The organism is Pseudomonas sp. LBUM1663 (assembly GCF_059695905.1).
In genome coordinates, this window is sequence record NZ_CP166792.1 from 1083436 (window position 1) to 1105231 (window position 21796).

Here is a 21796-nt window from a genome sequence, read left to right on the forward strand (position 1 = left end):
CATCTTTCGTTTTCCAGACGAAAGGGAGGCAGCTGTGCGCGGACTGGAAAAACCGGAACACCCACCAAATACCGGCAGACCCGAAGGTCTCCCGCGCACAGCCGCCATAACAAGGATTTGCGTGCAGAAAAAAGCGCCGCAGTATGCCATGGGGTGTGGTAAGTGTTCGCCAGGTTTTCCAGACCTGATCGCTGATTTTGCAGCGACCCACAAAGCCTACCCATTTCCCGTCCGACCCAACAACCGACAGAACTTTTCAGAAACATCCGCCAAAATCACCACGTCTGTAGGACCAGATGTTTAAATGTTTCACGAACTTTCAAACTGCGTGTCCCGTCTTATCACCCTCAAAACTGCATTTCACATGCTCCAGACCTTTGATATTCGTCATCTGGCCCACAACTTGGCGTGCCTCAAGTTTATCTTTGAATGTGAAATTAAACGTAGCGTTGAGCGTGCCTTGGGCAAGATCGAAATTTATATCAATGTGCCCCGCATCCAACCTCGAGTAATAGGGGCGAAACCAGGTGAGTCCATTGTCATCGATCCAATGTAGAGAGAAAGAAGGCGGTTCAACTGGGCCGTTTTCATAAAACTCATGCCGCTTGTTTTCAATATTCGCCGGGAATAGAAAAGTGATAACCATCCAGTTTTTGTCGTCAGTTTGATGGAGGGATCTAAGAAAAACTTGGATGTCATTGGTGTAAAAGTGAGTGGCTTTTCCATCAAATTTGCCAAATTTTTGAATCTCCGCTGTCAACGTGCCCGATACGGCTTCGGAGGTAGTGTTTTGTTCAAACAAGTAAGTTGTCATTTCGTTTTCCCTTTCATAACGACAATAAGTTGAATCTATGTCATGAAGTCTCCGGTGACCCAATAAACGCCGTCTACTGTCAGAAATTACAGGTATTACGAACTTATAGTGTTTTTCGCGATATCAACCGGTTAATCGGCATTCCTTTGCCATAAGCCAATGAGCCATAGTGGTTAATTAGCCACCCGAACCCCACCCAGACTCCCACTCAATTCATACGCCACCAGTTCCGCCTGATGCGCCGCCAATATCTCCGGCAACGACCCGCGCAGGTACTCGACCCAGGTCTTGATCTTCGCGTCCAGGTACTGCCGCGACGGGTAGATCGCATACAGATTCAGTTCTTGCGAGCGGTAGTTCGGCATCACCCGCACCAGCGTGCCGTTGCGCAACCCTTCAATCGCCGCGTACACCGGCAAGACGCCGACGCCCATGCCGCTGATGATTGCGGTTTTCATGGCATCGGCCGAGTTCACCAGGAACGGCGAGCTGTTGATGGTGACCATTTCCTGGCCTTCCGGTCCGTCGAAGGTCCATTTCTCCAGCGGGATCACCGGACTTACCAGGCGCAGGCACGCGTGGTTGAGCAAGTCGCTGGGCTTGTGTGCGCAGCCGTTGGCTTTCACATAGGCCGGCGAGGCGCAGACGATGCTGTAGGTGATGCCCAGGCGCTGGGAGACGAAGCCCGAGTCTGGCAGTTCGCTGGCCAGCACGATGGACACGTCGTAGCCCTCGTCGAGCAGGTCCGGCACGCGGTTGGCCATGGTCAGGTCGAAGGTCACATCCGGGTGGGTCTTGCGGTAGCGGGCGATGGCGTCGATCACGAAGTGCTGACCGATGCCGGTCATGGTGTGCACTTTGAGCTGCCCTGCCGGGCGCGCGTGGGCGTCGCTGGCCTCGGCTTCGGCTTCTTCGACGTAGGCCAGGATCTGTTCGCAACGCAACAGATAGCGTTTGCCGGCCTCGGTCAGGGCGATGCGACGGGTGGTGCGGTTGAGCAGGCGGGTTTGCAGGTGGGCCTCCAGGTTGGAAACCGCGCGCGAGACGTTGGCCGTGGTGGTGTCCAGTTGCACGGCGGCAGCGGTGAAGCTGCCGGCCTCGGCCACGTAACTGAAGGCGCGCATGTTTTGCAAGGTGTCCATGGGGTGTTCTCGGGTGCGATGGCAAATTGTGACACGAAGTTGCGGGGGCGGTGACCCCGACCAACGGATTATCGCGTTAACGGTAACAAAGATTCACAGGATTCCCAGCTTATCGCCCTTCGGGCCGCCGCCTAGAATTACGCCGGTCTTTGTAGGAGCGAGGCTTGCCCGCGAAGGCGGCGTAACAGTCACCAACGATGTCGACTGATACGCCGTCTTCGCGGGCAAGCCTCGCTCCTACAGGACCTCGTACGCCCCTTCTTTCAGGAAATCGCAGCAGTGCCGCGTCGCATCAACAGAGCGCTTCAGACGCTCAGTGTTCTGGCTTTATCCCTGACCCTCAGCGGCTGCATCGGAACCGGAGGAATTGCCCCGCAGGGCAAGGCACTGGAGGCCGATTCACTGGCCACCGACGACGCCATCCAGAGCGCCGCGCAGGACGCTCACTGGCCCACCGCGCAATGGTGGCAGGCCTATGGCGACCCGCAACTGAACCGCTGGATCGACCTCGCCGTGCAAGGCAGCCCGACCATGGCCATGGCCGCCGCACGGGTGCGGCAGGCCAGGTCCATGGCCGGCATTGCCGAGTCCGCCGAGTCGTTGCAGATCAACGGCGAATCCACCCTCAAACGCCACAACTGGCCCACCGATCAGTTCTACGGGCCGGGCGAGTTGGCCAACACGACTACTTGGGACAACAACGCCGCGCTGGGTTTCAGCTATGCCCTCGACCTCTGGGGCCGCGAAAGCAACGCCACTGAGCGCGCCGTGGACATGGCGCACATGACAGTCGCCGAAGCGCGTCTGGCCCAGCTCGAATTGCAGAACAACATCGTGCGCGCCTACATCGAGCTGTCGTTGCACTACGCGCAGCGGGACATTGTCGAGGCGACCCTGAAACAGCAGCAGCAAATTCTCGATCTGGCGCAAAAACGCCTGAACGGCGGCATCGGCACCCATTTCGAGGTCAGTCAGGCAGAAACGCCGCTACCGGAAACCCATCGCCAGATCGATGCGCTGGACGAAGAAATCGCCCTGAGCCGTAACCAATTGGCGGCCCTCGCCGGGAAAGGCCCGGGCAATGGCGGGCAGTTGCAACGACCCACACTGTCATTGGCCGCGCCGCTGAAACTGCCGTCGGCGCTGCCCGCACAATTGCTCGGTCAACGCCCGGACGTGGTCGCCAGTCGTTGGCAAGTCGCGGCCCAGGCGCGTGGCATTGATGTCGCCCATGCCGGTTTTTACCCCAACGTCGATCTGGTCGGCAGCCTCGGCTACATGGCCACCGGCGGCGGGGCGCTGGAGTTTTTGACCGGCAAGAAACTCAACTACAGCGTCGGCCCGGCGATCTCGTTGCCGATCTTCGACGGCGGGCGCTTGCGTTCGGAGCTGGGCGAAGCCTCGGCCGGGTATGACATCGCCGTGGCCAGGTACAACCAGACGCTGGTCAACGCGCTGAAAAACATCTCCGACCAGTTGATTCGCCGCGAGTCCATGGACAAGCAGCAAACCTTCGCCGCCGAGTCGGTGGCCACTGCGCAGAAGACCTACGACATCGCGATGATCGCGTATCAGCGCGGGCTCACCGATTACCTCAACGTGCTCAATGCGCAGACCTTGCTGTTCAAACAGCAGCAGGTTCAGCAGCAGGTTCAGGCAGCGCGGCTAAGTGCCCATGCTGAACTGGTGACGGCTTTGGGCGGTGGACTCGGCGCGGGTGACGATGTGCCGGAAGACAGCCGGACAGCTGCACCGAAAACCCCGACGCTTCTCAAGTGAACACAAACCCTGTGGGAGCCAGCCTGCTGGCGATTGCGATGTGTCAGGTGACCTCAGCATTGACTGACACACCGCTATCGCCAGCAGGCTGGCTCCCACAGGTTCTCCACCTGACTGAATTAAAGTGAGCAGGATTCCATGACTCCCTTGCCCGCACCTCTGCGCTGGCTGTATTCCCTTGAGTGGCGCCGGGGGTTCTTCGACTGGGCACGCAGCGACGGCGTGACCTGGGTCTACATTTTCAAAGTGCTGTTCGCCGCGTTCCTGACCCTGTGGCTGGCAATGCGTCTGGAGTTGCCGCAACCGCGCACGGCGATGATCACGGTGTTCATCGTCATGCAACCGCAAAGCGGCCAGGTGTTCGCCAAGAGTTTTTACCGCTTCTTGGGCACGCTGACCGGGTCGGCGGTGATGGTGGCACTGATTGCCCTGTTCGCCCAAAACACCGAACTGTTCCTCGGCTCGCTGGCGATCTGGGTGGGCATTTGCTCGGCCGGTGCGGCGCGTTATCGCAACTTTCGCGCCTACGGTTTCGTGCTGGCAGGGTACACCGCCGCGATGGTCGGTTTGCCCGCGTTGGCCCACCCGGACGGCGCGTTCATGGCGGCGGTCTGGCGCGTATTGGAGATCTCCCTGGGGATTCTCTGCGCCACCGTGGTCAGCGCCGCGATCCTGCCGCAAACTGCCAGCGCGGCGATGCGCAACGCCTTGTATCAGCGCTTCGGCGTGTTCGCCTTGTTCGTCACTGATGGCTTGCGCGGTCGCAGCAAACGGGACGCTTTCGAAGCCAGTAACGTGCGCTTTATCGCCGAGGCCGTTGGGTTGGAAGGGCTGCGCAGCGTCACTGTGTTCGAAGACCCGCACATGCGCCGGCGCAACGGACGACTGAGTCGCTTGAACAGCGAATTCATGGGCATCACCACACGGTTCAACGCCTTACACCAATTGCTCGAACGCTTGCGCAGCAGCGGCGCTGACCACGTGGTGGCGGCAATAAAACCGGGGTTGCAGGACCTGGCGGAATTGCTCGACGGCTTCAGCGGTCGCGCCTTGACCAGCCCCGACGCCGCGTGCCTGGCCAGCGCATTGGCGACCTACAAGGAAAACCTGCCGGCGCGGGTTCGCAGCCTGCGGACGACCTTTCAGGAGAGTGATCCGAGCGACGCCGAGCAGCTCGATTTCCACACCGCCTACGAACTGCTCTATCGCTTCGTCGACGAGTTGCACAGTTATGCACAGACCCACGCTTCACTGGCCGATCACAGTCATGCGCGCGAGCAATGGGACGAGCCGTTCACCCCGCAAACCAACTGGATGGCCTCGGCGGCATCGGGGATTCGGGCGGCGTTCATTCTGCTGGTGCTGGGCAGTTATTGGGTGGCGACGGCGTGGCCGAGCGGGGCGACCATGACCTTGATCGCGGCGGCTACCGTCGGCCTTTCCGCCGCGACGCCGAACCCTAAGCGCATGGCCTTTCAGATGGCGTGCGGGACGTTCCTCGGGGCGCTGATCGGCTTCGTCGAGATGTTTTTCATCTTCCCGTGGATCGACGGTTTTCCGTTGCTGTGCGTGATGCTCGCACCGGTGATCGTCCTCGGTTCGTTCCTCACATCGCGGCCGCAATACGCCGGTGTCGGCCTCGGGCTGCTGATCTTTTTCAGCACCGGTTCGGTGCCGGACAACCTCACCGTCTACAACCCTTACGCCTTCATCAACGACTACATCGCCATGGTGCTCGGCATGCTGGTGTGCGCGGCGGCCGGGGCGATTATTCTGCCGCCGAACAGCCGCTGGTTGTGGCGCCGGCTCGAGCAGGATTTGCGCGGGCAAGTGGTGTACGCGATCAGCGGCAAGCTCAAGGGCCTGGCGTCGAGTTTCGAAAGCCGGACCCGGGACTTGCTGCATCAGGCTTACGGCCTCGCGGTGGGTCAGCCGCAGGTGCAACGGGACCTGCTGCGCTGGATGTTCGTGGTGCTGGAAGTTGGCCACGCGATCATCGAGTTGCGCAAGGAACAGGCGATTCTGCCGGTGCATCCGGCTTACGCCGAATCCCAGCCGTGGCGCCAGGCAATCCGCGTGATGGGCCGCTCGCTGGTGCGGCTGTTTCTGCAACCGAGCCCGAGCAATCTGGAGCGCGGCTTGATCGCGGTCGACCATGCGATCAGCCGCGTGCAGGCCACCGACGAACCGTTCGCGCCGCACTTCGACACCTCGGCTTTGCGCCGGGTGAAGAGCTACTTGCACTTCATCCGCACCTCGTTGCTCGACCCGCAATCACCGCTCAGCGCCTACGCAACAACCCTTCCGCAAGGACTTGAACATGCCTCGTGAAATCGCCTTCCACGGCGTGTACATGCCGACCATGACGCTGATGTTTTTCATCGCCGCGGCGCTGGCCTGGGCGCTGGACCGGTTTCTGTCCGGGTTCGACCTGTACCGCTTCTTCTGGCACCCGGCGCTGCTGCGCCTGAGTCTGTTTACCTGTCTGTTCGGCGCCCTGGCGTTGACTGTCTACCGTTGAGAACGCTCCTCATGAAAAAGCTTTTCAGCCTGCTCGCCACCCTGCTGGTGCTGGCCCTCGCGATATGGATCGGCCGGACCCTTTGGGTGCATTACATGGACACGCCGTGGACCCGCGACGGCCGGGTGCGCGCCGACATCATCAACGTCGCCGCCGACGTCACCGGCGAAGTGGTGGATGTGCCGGTGCGTGACAACCAACAAGTCAAGAAGGGCGATCTGCTGATGCGCATCGACCCCGAGCACTACCGCATCGCGGTCAAACAGGCGCAGGCCCTGGTGGCCTCGCGCAAGTCAACGTGGGAGATGCGCAAGGTCAACGCCCATCGCCGCGCCGACATGGATGCGTTGGTGATCTCCAAAGAAAACCGCGACGACGCCAGCAACATTGCCGACTCGGCCCTGGCCGATTACCAGCATGCCCAGGCGCAACTGGAAGCGGCCGAACTGAACCTCAAACGCACCGAGGTCCGCGCTGCGGTGGACGGCTACGTCACCAACCTGAATGTGCATCGCGGCGACTACGCGCGCATCGGCGAAGCGAAAATGGCCGTGGTCGATATGAACTCGTTCTGGGTCTATGGCTTCTTCGAGGAAACCAAACTGCCGCACGTGCGGGTGGGCGACAAGGCCGACATGCAGTTGATGAGCGGCGAGGTATTGAAGGGGCATGTGGAAAGCATTTCTCGCGGCATCTACGACCGGGACAACCCGGAAAGTCGCGAGTTGATCGCAGACGTGAACCCGACGTTCAACTGGGTGCGCCTGGCGCAGCGAGTGCCGGTGCGGATTCACATTGATGAAGTGCCGGAGGGGGTGCTGTTGGCGGCGGGGATTACCTGTACCGTCGTCGTTAAATTGGCTGGCGAGTAACCCTGTGGCGAGGGAGCTTGCTCCCGTTTGGGGGCCGCTTCGCTACCCAGCGTGAGCAAGCTCCCTCGCGACAAAGGCGACCGTTTCAGCCCTTGCAAAACGTCTCATGCAAATGCCGCCAGACCACCTTGCCACCGGTCTGTTTCTCAAACACCACCGTCGACCGGCGATCGGAGTGCAGGCCCGTCGCATCCGTCTGCTGCTCGCGATAACTCACCACCGCGCCACCGTCGTACAGCGCGATTCCCCGTAAATCGCTGAGCTCAATCCTGAAGCCGAGTTTCCTTCCGCCCGCCAGCAGGAACAACTCGTTTAACGCGGCGAAATCCAGCACCCGGCCCAACGGCGAGATCATGGAAAACTGTGGCGAAAAGCGTGTCAGCAGGCGTTCAAGTGCGGACTCGTCCTGATCCTCTGCCAGCCATTGCTCGATGGCGACATGGGCCTGGATCACTTCGTCGAAGTATTCGGTGTAGTCGGTCATGGTTGTTCCTGAAATTCTGCAGAGATAGTTCAGACGTCATCGCGGGTAGGCCCGCTCCCACATTTGGAAGGCATTTCCCTGTGGGAGCGAGCCTGCTCGCGATGGCGTCGACTCGGTCTTAGAGCTGCCCCTTCAACCCGAACCGCTTCATCAACCCCGCCTCCAGCAACCCTTTCGGCAACAACCCCGCCAACAACGGCAACGCCCGGCTGCCGTTGCCCAGGCGAATCAAACGCGGTGGTGTGCCCTGCTGCACAGCCTTGAGCAAACCAACGGCAAACTCTTTGGCCGGCGTCGGTTTGTCCTGTGAGGCCTTGGCCCGTGCACGAATGCCTTCGCGCAGTGGAAACCATGGCGATTGTTCAGTGATCAACTGCTCCGCCTCATGCCCGGCATTCTTGGCGAAGCTGGACTCGATCGCGCCTGGCTGCACTTCCATCACACGGATACCGAACGGCGCCAGCTCCATGCGCAACGCATCGCTCAACGCATGGACAGCGGCTTTCGAAGCGCAATACGCGCCGGCAAACGGCGTGACCAATACCCCGGAAACGCTGCCGATATTCACCACGATTCCTTTGGCCCGACGCAGCACCGGAAACAGTGCACGGGTCACACCGACAATCGCAAACACATTGGTTTCGAACTGCCGCTGCATCGCCGGCACACCGCCGTCCAGCAGCGGCCCCATGGCGCCGTAACCGGCGTTGTTGATCAGCACATCAAGGCCGCCATGTTGCTGGTTGATGCGCTCGCTCAACTGTTCAAGCGCCGCGCCGTCGTTGACGTCCAGCTGCACGGCCGTGAAACCGGCGGTGGCTAATGCGGCCACATCTTCAACCTTGCGGGCGCTGGCCCAGACTTCGTAGCCGGCGCCTTTGAACACATCGGCGAGGGCGCGGCCAATGCCGCTGGAGCAACCGGTAATCAACGCAACGGGCATGGCGCGGTCCTTGTGCAAAAAATAGAAGGGGGATCAGTCGGAGAAACTACCCTGCAAACGCTCGGCGCGAAACTCTAGGGTTTGCGGGCGATAGCCAGGGCGCAGCGGTGGCAGGGGCAAGCAGTCTTCCCAATTGGCGCCGGCTTGCAGTTCACCGGGGCCGCGATAACGCGGGGCGGCGTATTGATTGTCGGCCAGATTGACCGTATCGCCCGGCGCATACGCGGCGACACGCCAACGCAACTCGGTCAGCGGCACATCGTTGCCGTTGTTCATGGTCAGTTTCAACGGCCGGTCTGCCGGGCAGTGTTCCGGCGAGTAGGTGATGCGCAATTCCAGGCGCGCCAGTTGCTTGACCTCGCGGTTGTCCATCCAGATCACCCACGTGGCCACCAAACCCAGCCCGATGGCGGCCGCCACAGAGACGGGCAATGCCTTGGCCGGGTAGCGCAGCAATAGAATCAGCCAAGTGATGACCAGCAAGACGCCGATGAACATGACGCACAACCTCGGGAGGGGAGAAGGTCATCCTACCTAAGCGCAGGTGCGATTGGCGATGGGCTTTCGTTTCGCGGCGTCTGTTGGGGCCTCTTCTTGAGCAGGCTCGCTCCCACCGTGGGTCTGTGGCGTGCTCCAAAACCCTGTGGGAGCGGGCTTGCTCGCGAAGGGGCCAGCCGAGGCAGCAATCATTTCAGGCAAAAAAAGCCCCCGACCCACCCGCTGCGGATAGGGAAAACGCAGCGGACTGGACGGGGGCTTTTTGTTTTACTTAACGCTTACTGCGCGATGGTTTTCACCGACACGCCGCGTTCGATTGGGGTGGAGCGACCGTAGATATCTTCGAACCGCTCGATATCGTCTTCACCCAGGTAGCTGCCCGATTGCACTTCGATGATCTCGAGTGGAATCTTGCCCGGGTTGCGCAGACGGTGAACCGAAGCGATCGGGATGTAGGTCGACTGGTTTTCGCAGAGCAGGAACACGTTTTCGTCGCAGGTCACTTCGGCCGTGCCGCTGACCACGATCCAGTGTTCGGCACGGTGGTGGTGCATTTGCAGGGACAGGCACGCGCCCGGTTTGACCGAGATGTGCTTGACCTGGAAGCGGCCGCCCATGTCCACCGAGTCGTAGGAACCCCACGGACGATAGACTTCGCAGTGGTTCTGGGTTTCGCTGCGGCCCTGTTCGTTGAGGGTGTTGACCATCTGTTTCACGCCTTGGACCGAGTCCTTGTGGGCGATCATCATGGCGTCCTTGGTTTCGACGACCACGATGTTTTCCAGGCCGATCACCGACACCAGTTTGCCGTTGCCGTGGATCATGCAGTTTTTGCTGTCCTGGATGACCACGTCGCCTTTGGTGACGTTGCCGTTGAGGTCTTTTTCATTCACTTCCCACAGCGACGCCCAGCAACCGACATCACTCCAGCCGGCAGTCAGCGGTACGACGCAGGCGCGCTGGGTTTTTTCCATCACCGCGTAGTCGATGGAGTTGTCCGGGCAGCAGGCGAAGGTGGCTTCGTCGAAGGTGATGGTGTCGGCATCTTGCTCGCTGCGCTCAAGGGTCAGCAGGCAGGTGTCGTAGATGTCCGGATCGTGTTTTTTCAGCTCTTCCAGGAAGCGGCTGGCACGGAACAGGAACATGCCGCTGTTCCAGAAGTAACCGCCGGACTGGACGAACTCGGTGGCGCGTTTCACGTCCGGTTTTTCAACGAAGTGCGAGACACGGCTGACGCCTTCTGGCAGAAGCGAGTCGGCGGTCGATTTGATGTAGCCGTAACCGGTTTCCGGTTTGGTGGCCGGTACGCCGAACAACACCATTTCGCCGTTTTCCGCAGCGACGGTGGCCAGTGCCAGTGCGCGTTGCAAGGCTTTCTGGTCATCCAGCACGTGGTCGGCCGGCAGCACCAGCATCAATTCGTCACGACCTTCGTTGACCAGCATCATCGCGGTCAGGGCCACGGCCGGCGCCGTGTTGCGGCCGAACGGTTCCATCAGGATGCGCTGGGTTTCCAGTTTACGGTTGCTCAACTGCTCGTTGACGATGAAGCGGTGGTCCTTGTTGCAGACCACGATCGGGGTGTCCATGCCTTCAAACACCAGGCGTTCCAGGGTTTGCTGGAACAGCGTGTGTTCGCCGGTCAGGGCGAGGAACTGTTTAGGGAATTGCTTACGCGAAAGCGGCCAAAGACGTGAGCCACTACCACCTGACAAGATCACCGGAATCATGTTGTTACTCCTTGAAAATCGTATGGGTCAGAGCTACTGCGTTCTGTCGTTTCACTCTTGTTCTTATTCCGTAGCCAGGCCGTTTCACCGATCTGTGTAGCAGCTGCCGAGCCTGCGAGGCTGCGTTCGAGCGCGAAGCGGTCGTTACCCTGGCAACCCGGTCTCTCTGAAAGACCGAATGTGCCGGGTTTACGACTGCTGCGCAGCCGGACGCAGGTTTCGCCAGCTGCTACAGAGGGATCACCGTCCTGACAAAATTATTTAGCGCGTCGAAACCGGGCGTTTTACCCAGACTGGCGACAGGCTGCTGCCTTTACCGGTGACGTACAGCACGGCGGCTTCACCGCGTTCCAGGGCAACCGGTTTCACGTCGCCGACTTTGGTCGCGCCGTCGTACAGGGCCAGGCTGACTTTGACCGGGTTGATTTCACGTTCGCCACGGCCCTTGGCCGCCACGGACGGGACCACTTCGGTCTTGCCGTCAGCGGTTTTCAGGGTCAGCGCTTTGTCGCTGAGGTTCTGTACGCGAACCAGAGATTTCTGCTTGTTCTTGAACGGCGGCTCTTCGATCAGTTGCGGCGCGCCGCTGGCGTTGTTGACCAGGGTGTAATAGTGGTCGCCGGCCAGTTTCACCGGCAGGGTCTGGCTGCCGACCTTGGCGCTGTAGTCGCCGCCCGGCATGAAGCTGAAGTCGGTGCTGGACAGCGGCGCGACTTCGGCCAGGTTGGTGCTGCCGACGGTGGCGCTGACTTCAGCGTTACCGGCGTTATAGATACGCACGAAGCTCGAACCTTTTGGTGCAGTCGGGCCATAGAGTGCGGCGTCGCCAGCGAAGGCGGACATCGACAACACGCTCATGCCTGCAACGAGTGCGAAGGTCTTGGCGAGACGGCGAGGAGTAGTAGTGAAAGTCATGGTGTACCTCTCTTTCAGTTTTGCGCCCGGTCGGGCGTCTCGGATTTAGTGTTTGCGGCTACGTTTTGTTGGCGGGCGCCGGCTTCTTTGAGCTCTGCGACCCACTGCGGGTCGGCGTCGCCGATTTCGTTGTTCACAGGCAGATAACGTTCAGGAAACTCCCAGATCAGCACCTGTGGCGGGCTGTTCTTGAAAGCATCACTTTTCAGGTAGCTGAGCATCGGCAGAATCGGGCCGTGGCCGTCTTCGGCGTAATTGACCACGTCGCTTTGCAGCGCTTGTTTCAGCGCCCCGACGAAGTTCCAGTTAGGGTTGGCGCTGTAGCTGGTGCCGATCAGGGCCACCGGCACTTCGGTGTTGGCGAATAGCGCGTCATCACCGGCAGGCTGGTCTTGCGCCACCACGGTGTTGCGCTTTTGCAAAGGTTCAGTTTTCGGCATCAGGTTTTCGAACAGCGGGTCCAGCGGCAGGAACAACCGCAAGTCGCCCTTGTGCGTGACCTTCTCCGCAGGTTCGGTGACGAAGCGTTGCGGCTCGCCGCTGAGCGGAGTTTTCTCGGCAATGGTTTTGGCCAGGGTCTCGGCGGCGATTTGCGCGCCTTCCGGGGTCCAGTGGGTGTCGGTGCGCAGGAACACTTGCTGACCGTCCAGCTTGGCTTTCAGCATCGGACCGAACAGGTCGGGCGCGATGATCTTGTTGGCCGCCACACGAGCGTGGAAGTCTTCATAGAGGTTGGCGTGAATGCTCGAAGGCTTCACTTCGCCCAGGTGTTCCGGGTACAGGCGAGTCTTGGCTGGCACGATCGCCATTACCAGTTTCACGCCTTTGGCTTTGAGTTCCTGGCGCACGCCTTCTACGAGCGCGTAGTTGCCTTGCAGGTTCAACTCTTCGTTGACGATCGGGTTGAATTCTTCATCGCTGTACAACCATTGATCGCGACCGAGCACCACGCCCGGACGACCTTCGTTGAACAGTTTGAAATCCAGCGCGGCCCAAAGGTTGGTGCCCAGTCGCTTGATCGGGAACTCTTCGTCGTAATGGGTTTCCACGGCTTTGGCCCAGCGGCCATTGAGCACCGTCGCATCGGCGTTGGTGCTGAAGCCGAAGAAGCTGCGCGTCGACCACAGGCCCAGCACCAGCAGGGTCACCATGAACAGGGCGATGTAGAAGATACGTAATGAGCGGGTCATGGTCAGATCCCTCAGAACTGGAAGTAAAGGAACGGCGAGAAGCTTTGCGCCGAGAGTTTGAAAATCGAGGCGATGAACAGCACCAGTACTAGCGTGCGCATCACGTAACGCGACCAGTCCGCCGTCCAGTAAGCCGGTTGCACAGTCGCTTCAACGCCGACGGTGTAGCCAGGCTCGTGGATGCTGCCCGGGTTGTCGCCCGGTACGGCTTTGATCATTCCAGGTGTGGCAGCGGCCGGGCCATCGGCCTCGACGTTCACAACAGGCTTGGTCTTCTCAGGCGGCAGGTTGCTGTAGAAATCACGGATGCCGAAGAACGCCAGGGTCATGTAAGCCACCACCAGGGTTGCCACTTGCAGACCGGTGAGGCTGGCCGCGTTGAGTTCCGACAGTGACCATTCGCCGAAGCTGAACATCGCGCCGTACATGCGACCGGCGACGTGCAGGTTTTCCGAGCGGAAGATCACCCAGCCCATGACCACGAGCAGGAAAGTCAGGGCCCAGCGGATCGGGTTGATGCTGCGTGGCGAGGTGTTCAGGCCCAGGGCCTTTTCGATCGCCAGCCACATGCCGTGCCACGCACCCCAGATGATGTAGGTGATGTTCGCGCCGTGCCACAGACCACCGAGCAGCATGGTCAGGAACAGGTTGCGATACGTCATCAGCGTGCCTTTACGGTTGCCGCCGAGGGTGATGTACAAGTAGTCACGCAGCCAGGTCGACAGGCTGATGTGCCAGCGACGCCAGAACTCGGTGATCGACTGGCTGATGTACGGCTGCTTGAAGTTTTCCATGAAGCGGAAACCCATCATCAAGCCCAGGCCGATGGCCATGTCGCTGTAGCCGGAGAAGTCGAAATACAACTGCGCGGTGTAGGCGAGGGCGCCCAGCCAGGCATCGCCCGTGGTCGGGTTCTGCAAGGCGAAGCAATGGTCGGCCACCACCGCGAGGGTGTCGGCGATAAAGACCTTTTTGATGAAACCCTGCATGAACCGCGTGGCACCTTCGGAGAACTTGTCGAGGGTGTGGGTGCGGTTGTTGAACTGGTCGGCAAGGTCGCGAAAACGCAACACCGGGCCGGCGATCAAGTGCGGGAAGATCGCCACGAATGCGGCAAAGTCGATCAGGTTGCGCGTGGCCGGGGTGTCTCCCCGGTAGACGTCGATGATGTAGCTGATGGACTCGAAGATGTAGAACGAGATCCCGATCGGCAACAGCACGTGGGTCAGGATGAACGGCGACAGACCGACCGACGTCATCATCGCGTTGATGCTGTCGACGCCGAAGTTGGCGTACTTGAAGTAGCCGAGGATGCACAGGTCGACAGCCACGCCCAGGAGCAACCAGCGTTGTGCCGGTTTGGTCCGAACGCCTGCGGCTCCGACTTTGAGGCCGATCCAGTAGTTCCACAACGTGACGGCTGCGAACAGCGCTAGGAAGTCCACACGCCACCAGGCATAGAACACGTAGCTGGCGAGCAGCAGCAGCAGGTTGCGATAGCGTATTCCGCTCAAGTAGTACATGCCGAGAAAGATCGGCAGGAACAAAAACAGGAACACGTTGGATGAAAATACCATCCCGGTCTCTCCATGTTTAACCACAGTCAAGGGCCGCAGCCCCCCCAAACCCCCCACCGAAAACCGGGGGGCTAACTCACAAAACTCAAACTCGACACTGACCCTGGGGGAGCGGGCTTGCCCGCGATAGCGGTGGGGCAGTCGACATCATGTTGAATGTCAGATTGCAATCGCGGGCAAGCCCGCTCCCACAGGGTTTTGTATTGTTCCTAGGAGCCTTTTTTGCCTTTCTCGTTGGCCGGGTCGTAGACCTTGGTCAGGTCACCCCCGAGGCGGAAGGTCTTGAACGGCTGCATCTCGTGTTTTTTCTCGAGCACATCCGGCGAGCAGGTGTAGAGCGTGCAGAACGGTTCGAGCCAGGCGAATTTCGAGTCGACCTTGAGGTCGGTCATGTCCTGTTCCTTACCGTTCTTCTTCTCGAACTCGTCCGGGTCTTTGACGCCCGCGAGCACTCGATCACCCAGGCGTTTCAGCGCGCCGTTGTTTTCCTGACGCAAGTCCACACCGTTGACCTGAGCGAAACTGGCGATCATCGCCAGTGGCGGCAGGGCATAGTTGTGGTAGGCGAGGGCGCGTTGCTGGCGCTTCAGTTCGTTAGGCAGGAAACCCTGGGCGTCAATCTGATTGGCGCCGACTTTGAATTCCTTCACCGACCAGTCGAACAGATCACGGCGGTTGGTGGCGATGGACGTTGCCATCACCGACCAGGCAGACCAGTACGAGTGGTTGTTGGTTTTTTCCAGCGGCAGGTTGTCCCAATCGCTGACCACCTGATCCGCCATTTTGCTGAACCAGGCTTCGATCAATTGCGACTCTTGCTGATGGTTCGCCAACGGATGGGAGTCGGAGAACTTCAGGCGAATGTAGGACGAGGCCATGCTGCCCAACGCCCATTTGCGCATGGACTTGCCGGTGTGGTTGAAGTCCTTGGACATCAACGCATCGGCCTTGGCCCAGGCGGTCAACCAGCTCAACGTACATTCAAGCTGTTCCGGACGACCGTCACGCATGTACTGCATCACGCGCTTGCTGGTGCCGCGCTCAATCTTGGTGATGTCGGCGGTGGTGTCGCGGAAAGCTTTTTCCGAGGCTTCGTTCAGGGTCGAACGGGCCTTGTCGGAACCTTCGTATTTGCTGCGAAATTGCAGCGAGCCGGTGTATGGCGTCGGGACCGCGTCACAGCCTTCGCTCTTGTCGCCGGTTTTGACTTTTTCAATCGGCGCGAAGTAGCCCTGTGGCGGACGCAGTGGCGCGGCAGCCTGGGTGGCGCCGGCGAACATCGCCAACGTCAGCAGGGAGGGCGCGATTAACTTTTTCAAAGTTCGGGTTTGCATGCATGTCATAAGAGATTGCCTCACTGCCCGGCTTGAGCGGTACGTTGCCCAGCGCCAGGGAATACATTGCGTTTGCAGATCTTCGCTTCAACTTTCTGTGGCGTGGCACCCGCTTCAGGGCCCTGGATTTCGACGGCCAGCAGATTCTGCGAGGCCCAGTCTTCGTCCGTGCGCAACTCAAAGGCGAAACGCCCGTCGGTGTCGGAAGTTTCCGGTTTATCGATTTTGATGTCCTCGTGGCGACCGTTCATGTACCAGAGGGTGGCTTGCAGAGTTTTCACCGACGGATCGGCGAAGCGGATGTCGACCTGGTGACTGCTGTTTTGCAGGTTCAGGTTCTTGCTGTTGACCATCAATTCGTTCTTGCCCGGTTTCAACGTGGTGCTGCCGGTCATCTGTGCATCCTTTCCTTCGCAACCGTTGTCCAGCAGCGCCATCATCTGGCGGTAGATGGTTTCCTGGTCGAGGCGATAGAGCGGCGAGAATTCCCAGATCAGAATCTTCGGCGGCTTGGTCTGGAACTCTTCGCTGCCCAGGTACTGCAGCATCGAACCTTCCAGGCCACCGCCGGGGAACGCCACGTTGAGGATGTCGGCGCCGATGGCCTCTTCGAGGAAACCGGCGAAGTTGTAGTTCTTGCCACTGTGGCTGGTGCCGACCAGGGTGATCTCGGGATTGCCGGAGTCACTGAACAGGTCGCCGTCGGCCGCTTCGCCCTTTGGCTCGGTGGTGAACTGATCCATGTACTGGATCGCGTAGCTGGTGCCACAGAGTTGACCGGCCATGTTGTGTAATGTTCCGGTCTTGCCCATGCGGCCCGACTTATGGCTCTCGAATTCGCGCTTGGGAATGTCAGCGAACTCAGGCAATTGCTTGATTTTCTCGCCGACGATTTTCGCCGTGCGCTGGGCGCCATACGGCGTCCAGTGTTGGTCGCCGCGGAAGTAGAAATCGTGGGCCGGCAAGGTGTCGGGCAGCGATTCGTTGGTCAGCGGCGACAGGTCCGGAACTACGTAGCCCATGGCGGCGAAACGGCCAAGCATGGTCTTGTAGTTCTTCAGCGCCTTGTCGAAATCAAACTTGGCTTTGTCTTCCGGATTGAGCTTGCTGCGGTTCACCAGGCCACGGGTCGGCTGGTAAACGACGACCAGTTCTATGCCTTTGCTCTTGAACGCATCGTGCAGCTCTTTCATGCGTTTGTAGCCGGCGGGCGTGGTGTCGAATTCGGTGCGCAAGTCTTCCTGGGTACGGAACAACCAATCGCCCTGAGCCTGCACCAGCGTGGTGAAGTTCTGCTGATAGCGCGTGGTGTAGTTCTTCGCGTCATGGGCTTCGGGGCACAGGTTGCAGCACGGCTCGGCGCTGAAGCTCGGGGCTTTGACTTCATCGGCACGGACGCCGGCGCTGGCCGCGAGAATGCCGGCGGTCAGGGCCGACAGGCTGAGTAATTTGATCAAGTGTGGGTGCATAAAATTATCCTCAGTCCTGCATTTCGGTCTGGCGTTCGACAGGGTCGATCAGCACGGCTTTCTGCTGGCGCACCAGCAGGTCGAGAATTTCATCCTGGCGCTCGCCAAGAATCCCGCTGAAGCTGATGCCGCTGGATTTGGTCGGGGCGAGCATGGACACGCGGTACAACTCGACGCTCAGCGGCGAGTCGATGGACAGCGGTCCGCTGCCGTTGCCGGCCAGTTCGCCACCGACGATGATCAGTGAGACCTGGGCGTCGAACGGGTCGAGCTTGATGTCCCGGTCGGTGTCGCTCAGGTCCTTGATGTGGCCGTAGACGCCCGTCAGGCCGTTGGCCATGGCGAGGTTTTCGTAGAGGCGAATGTTCACGCTGTTACGAATACGGATGCCGTGGCGACGGTTGCTGATCACCTTGTTTCCGTAAATCAGATTGTCGCCACTCTCGTAGAGGGTGATGCCGTCGGTGTGGTTCTTGTAGATCTCGTTGTAGGCGATCAGGTTGTTCACGCTGTTACGGTCGATCACCAGGCCCGACAACTTGTTGTCGTAGCTGCGGTTGTTGAAGATGAAACTGTCGTTGACCTCACGGGAAATAATGATCCCGTGCTTCTTCTTGGTCCCGTACACCGTGTTGTCGGCAATGATCAGACCGTGGGAACGGTCATGCGGGTCAATGCCGTAGACGATGTTGTCTTTGTAGGTGTTGCCCTTGACCACGAAGTCGCGGGTTTCGTAGCAGTAGAAGCCGTACCACATGTCCGAGAACTCGGAGCCGACGATCCAGCCGGTCGGTTCAGGGCGCTTGAGCACCTTGGCCATGTTCGGCGTGTACTGGGAAATACTCACGCCGTAGGACTTACTGTTGGCGTAGCCGAAACTGGCGATCTTGCTGTTGGCGATGTAGGTCTCGGTGCCGCCCCAGGACAGCAGGAACGGACGGAATTCCTTGGCCGACTTGAAGGCCGCCGGGCCGTTTGCCTTCTCGCTCCAGCCAGTGATTTTGGTATCACGCACAAACAATTGGCCGTCGTTGACCAGGAACGAACCGGACTCTTGGGACAGGCGCAATTCCTGGGTCTGCTTGTCGATTTCCAGGATGCCTTTCTCACCCACCACGATCGGCAACTTCGCCAGGAACACGCCCGGCGAGGTTTCGCTGAAGTACTGCTTGGGTACTTTCTTGGCCAGGTCCTTGAGGTTCATGTAGCCGTCGTCGACGAAGATCGCCTGCGGGATGCCGTGCTGACGCACCACCCATTCAGCCATTTTGTTGTCGCCGCCGATGAAGTCCTTGAGGGCGTTTTCCTGCATCATCCGGCGCACGCTGATCTTGCCGGGCTTGGTGCGCACGACTTTCGCGGCGATGGCTTCGGCGGTGTAGCCGGAGGTGTCCGGCAGTTTCGGTTTTTCCAGTTCCAGCGGTGCGGTCGGTGCGCTGCTGACGGTGTAGGTCTTGGCCTGTTGCAACCCTTTGGCAATGGTCGCCGGTTGCCCTTTTTGAACGGGCGATGCCGGCTCAACTGTGGCGAAGGCTGCCGCGCTGGCCAGCAGCATCGCGCCGGCCAGTAAGGTTATCGAGCCTCTCTTCGGACTGTTCATGTCAGGAACTCCCTTAGCGGTTCGCATCAGAAGCGCCAGATCACGTCGATAAACGCGCGGTGCATGTACGAGTCAACGCCTTTGCCATACGCATCGCCTGGCTTGAACACACCGCCACGCAAACGCACGAGGGCCGAAGGCTCATCGATCGACTGACTGAGGGAGGCTGGCAGCAGGCCTTGCTTGAAGTACTTGGTGACGACTACGTCCATTTCCTGGCCGAGGTCCTTGCTACCGTCTTCCAGCGGCAGGGATGTGCTGGAAAGAATCGCTCCGGTGCCGTCGTCGGTATTGTTCTCGACGGCGTTGATGCCGTTGCTGCCGACCGGCTTGTTACCGTCGACACGCCAGAATTTGTGGTAGATCACGCTGGCGTCGTATTCGTCGTTGAGCATCCACGAACCGAACAACGTAGCGGTCTGCATGTTTTGCATTTCGCCACGGAAGGCTTCGCCGAAACGGTGAACCCGCGAGCGCGTACCGGTGTAGTTCGAGCGGTTACTTTCCAGGCCGTTCTGTTCGTAATCGGCGCTGGCGCGGGCATACGCTGCACCGACTTGCCATTGCGGATCGAGGCGCAGACGCACACCCAGGTCAGTGGCCCAGCCATCGACGTTGCCGCTGGTTTTGGCTTGTGCCGGCGCGGTGCCGTCGGCGTTCAGCGGGTTCACCTCGTCGCGGTCGCCACTCATGCCGGTGACGCTGCCCCAGTAGTTGACGGTGTTGGTGTTGCGCCAGTTGTAGGCATCGCTGTCGGCGGTCAGGCCGATCCAGCTGATATCGCCGTTCTGTTTCTTGTCCAGAGAATCGGCAGGAACACCCGGCTGCGCGTAGTCGAGTTTGCCGTCATCGTGGGTGTGATGACCGCGAATGCCGACCCAGTTGCCCGGCGTCCACTGATACGCCGCATCGGCGTAAGCGTGCAGGCGATCCTTGTCTTTCGGCGCCAGCTCGGTGAGGTCGGTGCGGTACTCGCTGAAGCGTTCGGCAACACCGGCGTTGGCGCGCAAAAGCGTGGTGTCGAAGGTCCAGTTCAAGGCTTCGATGTTGGTGTCGCGCCATTGGCCATCGTCATTGTGCAGGCGTTGGCGACCGAGCTTGAGCATCTCGCCGGGGTAGGGTGTGAGGCCGCGGTAACCGACCCAGAACTCACGCATCGCCAGGTAGTTTTTCTTGGTTTTGCGATCACCGTTATCGGTGGCCTGGGTGCCGTCGCTGTCGGACTGTTGCAGGGTGTCCGTCTCGATGATGTCGGTGGACGTCACGGCCTGACCCATGGCATAGGCGCTCCACGCGCCGCTCTCGCCATAGACCCATGGACGCAAGTCGAGGCCGACGCCGTTGACGTCGCCGCCGCTCGCGGTACCCAGGTCGGTATCGTCTTCGGACTGAGCGGTGATTTTCACGTCCAGGCCGTAGTTCTGGTTTTCAGTCAGGGCCGCCAGGGTCGGGCACGACCACAAGAGGGCGAATGAGAGGCCGATACCGGCCTTCACGAATGGATTCAACTTCATAGGGATTCCTCGCCGTCTTCTTCTTGCAGGGCATGCAGTTCCAGCGTGTTCTGGCTCAAGGCACCACGAACGTCCTGTTCTTGTTTCAACAGGCGTTTGGCCTCGGCGAGCTGGGCAGGCGGCAGTTGGGCTTCGAGTGTTTGCGCAAGCTCGGTGGCTTGCGGGGTGTTCTGCGCCTTGGCCAATTGGCTGAAGACGTAAGCGTTAAGCGGGTCGGGCCTGGTGCCCTTGCCTTGGGAAAACAGTTGGGCAATGGCGAAGTCGGCGCTGTTCTGGCCGTTGCGCGCAGCCTTGAGCAGGTGGTCCAGCGCTTTCTGCGAATAGACCTGGCCCAGGTAACCGCGACGGTAGATCTGGCCGAGGTAGTAATCGGCGGCCACCTCTCGGTCGACGGCTTTCTTGAAGTGTTCTTCGGCGGCCTTCGCGTCGGCGGGCACCATTTTGCCTTCGTAGTAGAGCTTGCCAAGCAACAGTTCGGCACGTGGCTGGTCGGCGGCGCGGCCGTTGTCCAGGTACTTCATCATCGTGTCGACATCACCCAGTTCCGGGAAGTCGTAGAGCAATTGCGCGAGGCTGACCCAGGAAGCGGGGTAGCCCGGAGCGATGCCTTCGAGCAGCGACTGAGCGGTTTTCTCGTCGGTCTTGCCCAGGCTCGCATCACCCAACACGCGAGCCACACTGTCCACACGTTGCGCCGTCACCGTGCCGCGAGCGTGAGCGGCTTGCATCTGCTTGATCAGTTCGGCCTGTTGCTCAGGCTTGGCCTGTTTCTGATAGACCGTGGCCAGTTCGACGTAGCAGATGTCGGTGGTGTTCAACGCGGCTTTGCAGATGGTTTCCACTTCGTCCAGGTGCTGGTCGTAAGTGCCCTGGGTGCGATAGAGCAGCACTTGAGCCAGGCCCGCTTCCGGTTTGCCCTCGGCGCGCCATTGGCTGATCTGCTGCTGGGCGTTGACGTTCGGGAAACTGTGCGGGTATTGCAGGTACAGCATCGCCAGCGGGATCAGGGTGTTGCCTTCACCAGCGGCCGAGGCTTTTTTCAACAGGCCTTCGGCTTCGTGCTGTTCGGCTTCGGTGGAACCCGGCTTGGCCACCAGCAGGCGACCGAGGCGAGCCTGGGCCCGCGGCGAAACGCTGGCCGCGGCGCGGTAAGTCGCCTCGGCCTGTTTGATTTGTGCCGGGTCACGGCTGTCGACCTGGATATCGGCCAGGCCAACCTGGGCTTCGCTGTAGCCCAGGTCTGCCAGTTGCTGATAGTTCTGCGCCGCCAGCGCGGTGTCGCCGCGCTTGAGGGCTTCGTTGGCCAGACGCTGGTCGGGCAGGCCGACGCACCCGGCCAGGCTCACGGCCAGGGCCAAAGCACACACCGTACCCATGTGGGAGCCAGCCTGCTGGCGATTCAAGCGGCTCGGTA

At 60.1% G+C, this 21796-nt stretch carries 18 protein-coding genes; 4 read left to right on the forward strand and 14 right to left on the reverse strand.

From position 1 onward, the window contains the following. Positions 1–319: 319 nt before the first annotated feature. Positions 320–814: a hypothetical protein gene (locus tag ACA075_RS04745; protein ID WP_497297492.1), complete on the reverse strand. Its 495-nt coding sequence runs from the start codon at positions 812–814 to the stop codon at positions 320–322. Positions 815–987: 173 nt separating this feature from the next. Next, complete coding sequence (locus ACA075_RS04750) at positions 988–1956, reverse strand: LysR family transcriptional regulator (RefSeq protein WP_010463147.1); 969 nt, start codon at positions 1954–1956, stop codon at positions 988–990. 279 nt (positions 1957–2235) lie between these two features. Between ACA075_RS04750 and ACA075_RS04755 the strand changes: the two genes are divergently transcribed. From ACA075_RS04755 to ACA075_RS04770, 4 genes are all read left to right on the forward strand, one after another. Beyond that, positions 2236–3735: an efflux transporter outer membrane subunit gene (locus tag ACA075_RS04755; RefSeq protein ID WP_497297493.1), complete on the forward strand. Its 1500-nt coding sequence runs from the start codon at positions 2236–2238 to the stop codon at positions 3733–3735. 138 nt (positions 3736–3873) lie between these two features. After that, positions 3874–6066 carry an FUSC family protein gene (locus tag ACA075_RS04760; protein ID WP_497297494.1) on the forward strand — a complete coding sequence of 731 codons (2193 nt, stop codon included), beginning with the start codon at positions 3874–3876 and terminating at the stop codon, positions 6064–6066. Further along, positions 6056–6256, forward strand: coding sequence for a DUF1656 domain-containing protein (locus ACA075_RS04765; RefSeq protein ID WP_007896379.1), 201 nt, complete (start codon positions 6056–6058; stop codon positions 6254–6256). The genes ACA075_RS04760 and ACA075_RS04765 overlap by 11 nt, the downstream gene beginning before the upstream one ends. An 11-nt stretch (positions 6257–6267) precedes the next feature. Next, the gene (locus ACA075_RS04770) at positions 6268–7128 is read left to right on the forward strand and encodes an efflux RND transporter periplasmic adaptor subunit (RefSeq protein WP_497297496.1); all 861 of its coding nucleotides are present in this window, start codon (positions 6268–6270) and stop codon (positions 7126–7128) included. An 85-nt stretch (positions 7129–7213) separates the two neighbouring features. Here the strand turns inward: ACA075_RS04770 and ACA075_RS04775 are convergent, their stop codons facing one another. From ACA075_RS04775 to algK, 12 genes are all read right to left on the reverse strand, one after another. Continuing rightward, complete coding sequence (locus tag ACA075_RS04775) at positions 7214–7612, reverse strand: DUF4440 domain-containing protein (protein WP_497297498.1); 399 nt, start codon at positions 7610–7612, stop codon at positions 7214–7216. A gap of 118 nt (positions 7613–7730) precedes the next feature. After that, complete coding sequence (locus ACA075_RS04780) at positions 7731–8555, reverse strand: SDR family oxidoreductase (protein ID WP_497297499.1); 825 nt, start codon at positions 8553–8555, stop codon at positions 7731–7733. A 33-nt stretch (positions 8556–8588) separates the two neighbouring features. After that, complete coding sequence (locus tag ACA075_RS04785; RefSeq protein WP_497297500.1) at positions 8589–9053, reverse strand: multidrug transporter; 465 nt, start codon at positions 9051–9053, stop codon at positions 8589–8591. 278 nt (positions 9054–9331) lie between these two features. Then, complete coding sequence (locus ACA075_RS04790; RefSeq protein ID WP_497297501.1) at positions 9332–10783, reverse strand: mannose-1-phosphate guanylyltransferase/mannose-6-phosphate isomerase; 1452 nt, start codon at positions 10781–10783, stop codon at positions 9332–9334. 261 nt (positions 10784–11044) lie between these two features. Then, positions 11045–11698, reverse strand: coding sequence for an alginate O-acetyltransferase AlgF (locus ACA075_RS04795; RefSeq protein WP_497297503.1), 654 nt, complete (start codon positions 11696–11698; stop codon positions 11045–11047). Positions 11699–11712: 14 nt separating this feature from the next. Next, a complete protein-coding gene (locus ACA075_RS04800) occupies positions 11713–12888 on the reverse strand; it encodes an alginate O-acetyltransferase (protein ID WP_219095783.1) in 1176 nt (391 codons plus the stop codon). An 11-nt stretch (positions 12889–12899) separates the two neighbouring features. Then, a complete protein-coding gene (locus ACA075_RS04805) occupies positions 12900–14465 on the reverse strand; it encodes an MBOAT family O-acyltransferase (protein ID WP_497297505.1) in 1566 nt (521 codons plus the stop codon). Positions 14466–14674: 209 nt separating this feature from the next. After that, positions 14675–15808 (reverse strand): mannuronate-specific alginate lyase, encoded by a 1134-nt coding sequence (locus ACA075_RS04810; protein ID WP_497297507.1) that lies wholly within the window; start codon positions 15806–15808, stop codon positions 14675–14677. An 11-nt stretch (positions 15809–15819) separates the two neighbouring features. Continuing rightward, positions 15820–17268, reverse strand: a complete 1449-nt coding sequence (locus ACA075_RS04815; RefSeq protein WP_497297508.1) for an alginate O-acetyltransferase — start codon at positions 17266–17268, stop codon at positions 15820–15822. Between the two features lie 10 nt (positions 17269–17278). Beyond that, a complete protein-coding gene (gene algG, locus ACA075_RS04820) occupies positions 17279–18868 on the reverse strand; it encodes a mannuronan 5-epimerase AlgG (RefSeq protein WP_497297510.1) in 1590 nt (529 codons plus the stop codon). 26 nt (positions 18869–18894) lie between these two features. Beyond that, entirely contained in the window at positions 18895–20382 is a 1488-nt protein-coding gene (locus ACA075_RS04825; RefSeq protein ID WP_497297511.1) for an alginate export family protein, read from the reverse strand. Continuing rightward, positions 20379–21758: an alginate biosynthesis TPR repeat lipoprotein AlgK gene (gene algK / locus ACA075_RS04830; RefSeq protein WP_497299201.1), complete on the reverse strand. Its 1380-nt coding sequence runs from the start codon at positions 21756–21758 to the stop codon at positions 20379–20381. The genes ACA075_RS04825 and algK overlap by 4 nt, the downstream gene beginning before the upstream one ends. Between the last annotated feature and the right edge of the window lie 38 nt (positions 21759–21796).

Excerpts from the sequence above, each read along its gene's own strand:
- ACA075_RS04785 (WP_497297500.1), bottom strand. The coding sequence starts at position 9,053 with ATGTTCATCGGCGTCTTGCTGGTCATCACTTGGCTGATTCTATTGCTG.
- ACA075_RS04760 (WP_497297494.1), top strand. The coding sequence starts at position 3,874 with ATGACTCCCTTGCCCGCACCTCTGCGCTGGCTGTATTCCCTTGAGTGG.
- ACA075_RS04800 (WP_219095783.1), bottom strand. The coding sequence starts at position 12,888 with ATGACCCGCTCATTACGTATCTTCTACATCGCCCTGTTCATGGTGACC.
- algG (WP_497297510.1), bottom strand. The coding sequence starts at position 18,868 with ATGAACAGTCCGAAGAGAGGCTCGATAACCTTACTGGCCGGCGCGATG.
- ACA075_RS04780 (WP_497297499.1), bottom strand. The coding sequence starts at position 8,555 with ATGCCCGTTGCGTTGATTACCGGTTGCTCCAGCGGCATTGGCCGCGCC.
- ACA075_RS04750 (WP_010463147.1), bottom strand. The coding sequence starts at position 1,956 with ATGGACACCTTGCAAAACATGCGCGCCTTCAGTTACGTGGCCGAGGCC.
- ACA075_RS04790 (WP_497297501.1), bottom strand. The coding sequence starts at position 10,783 with ATGATTCCGGTGATCTTGTCAGGTGGTAGTGGCTCACGTCTTTGGCCG.
- ACA075_RS04775 (WP_497297498.1), bottom strand. The coding sequence starts at position 7,612 with ATGACCGACTACACCGAATACTTCGACGAAGTGATCCAGGCCCATGTC.
- ACA075_RS04770 (WP_497297496.1), top strand. The coding sequence starts at position 6,268 with ATGAAAAAGCTTTTCAGCCTGCTCGCCACCCTGCTGGTGCTGGCCCTC.
- ACA075_RS04825 (WP_497297511.1), bottom strand. The coding sequence starts at position 20,382 with ATGAAGTTGAATCCATTCGTGAAGGCCGGTATCGGCCTCTCATTCGCC.
- ACA075_RS04815 (WP_497297508.1), bottom strand. The coding sequence starts at position 17,268 with ATGCACCCACACTTGATCAAATTACTCAGCCTGTCGGCCCTGACCGCC.
- ACA075_RS04805 (WP_497297505.1), bottom strand. The coding sequence starts at position 14,465 with ATGGTATTTTCATCCAACGTGTTCCTGTTTTTGTTCCTGCCGATCTTT.
- ACA075_RS04810 (WP_497297507.1), bottom strand. The coding sequence starts at position 15,808 with ATGACATGCATGCAAACCCGAACTTTGAAAAAGTTAATCGCGCCCTCC.
- algK (WP_497299201.1), bottom strand. The coding sequence starts at position 21,758 with ATGGGTACGGTGTGTGCTTTGGCCCTGGCCGTGAGCCTGGCCGGGTGC.
- ACA075_RS04795 (WP_497297503.1), bottom strand. The coding sequence starts at position 11,698 with ATGACTTTCACTACTACTCCTCGCCGTCTCGCCAAGACCTTCGCACTC.
- ACA075_RS04765 (WP_007896379.1), top strand. The coding sequence starts at position 6,056 with ATGCCTCGTGAAATCGCCTTCCACGGCGTGTACATGCCGACCATGACG.
- ACA075_RS04745 (WP_497297492.1), bottom strand. The coding sequence starts at position 814 with ATGACAACTTACTTGTTTGAACAAAACACTACCTCCGAAGCCGTATCG.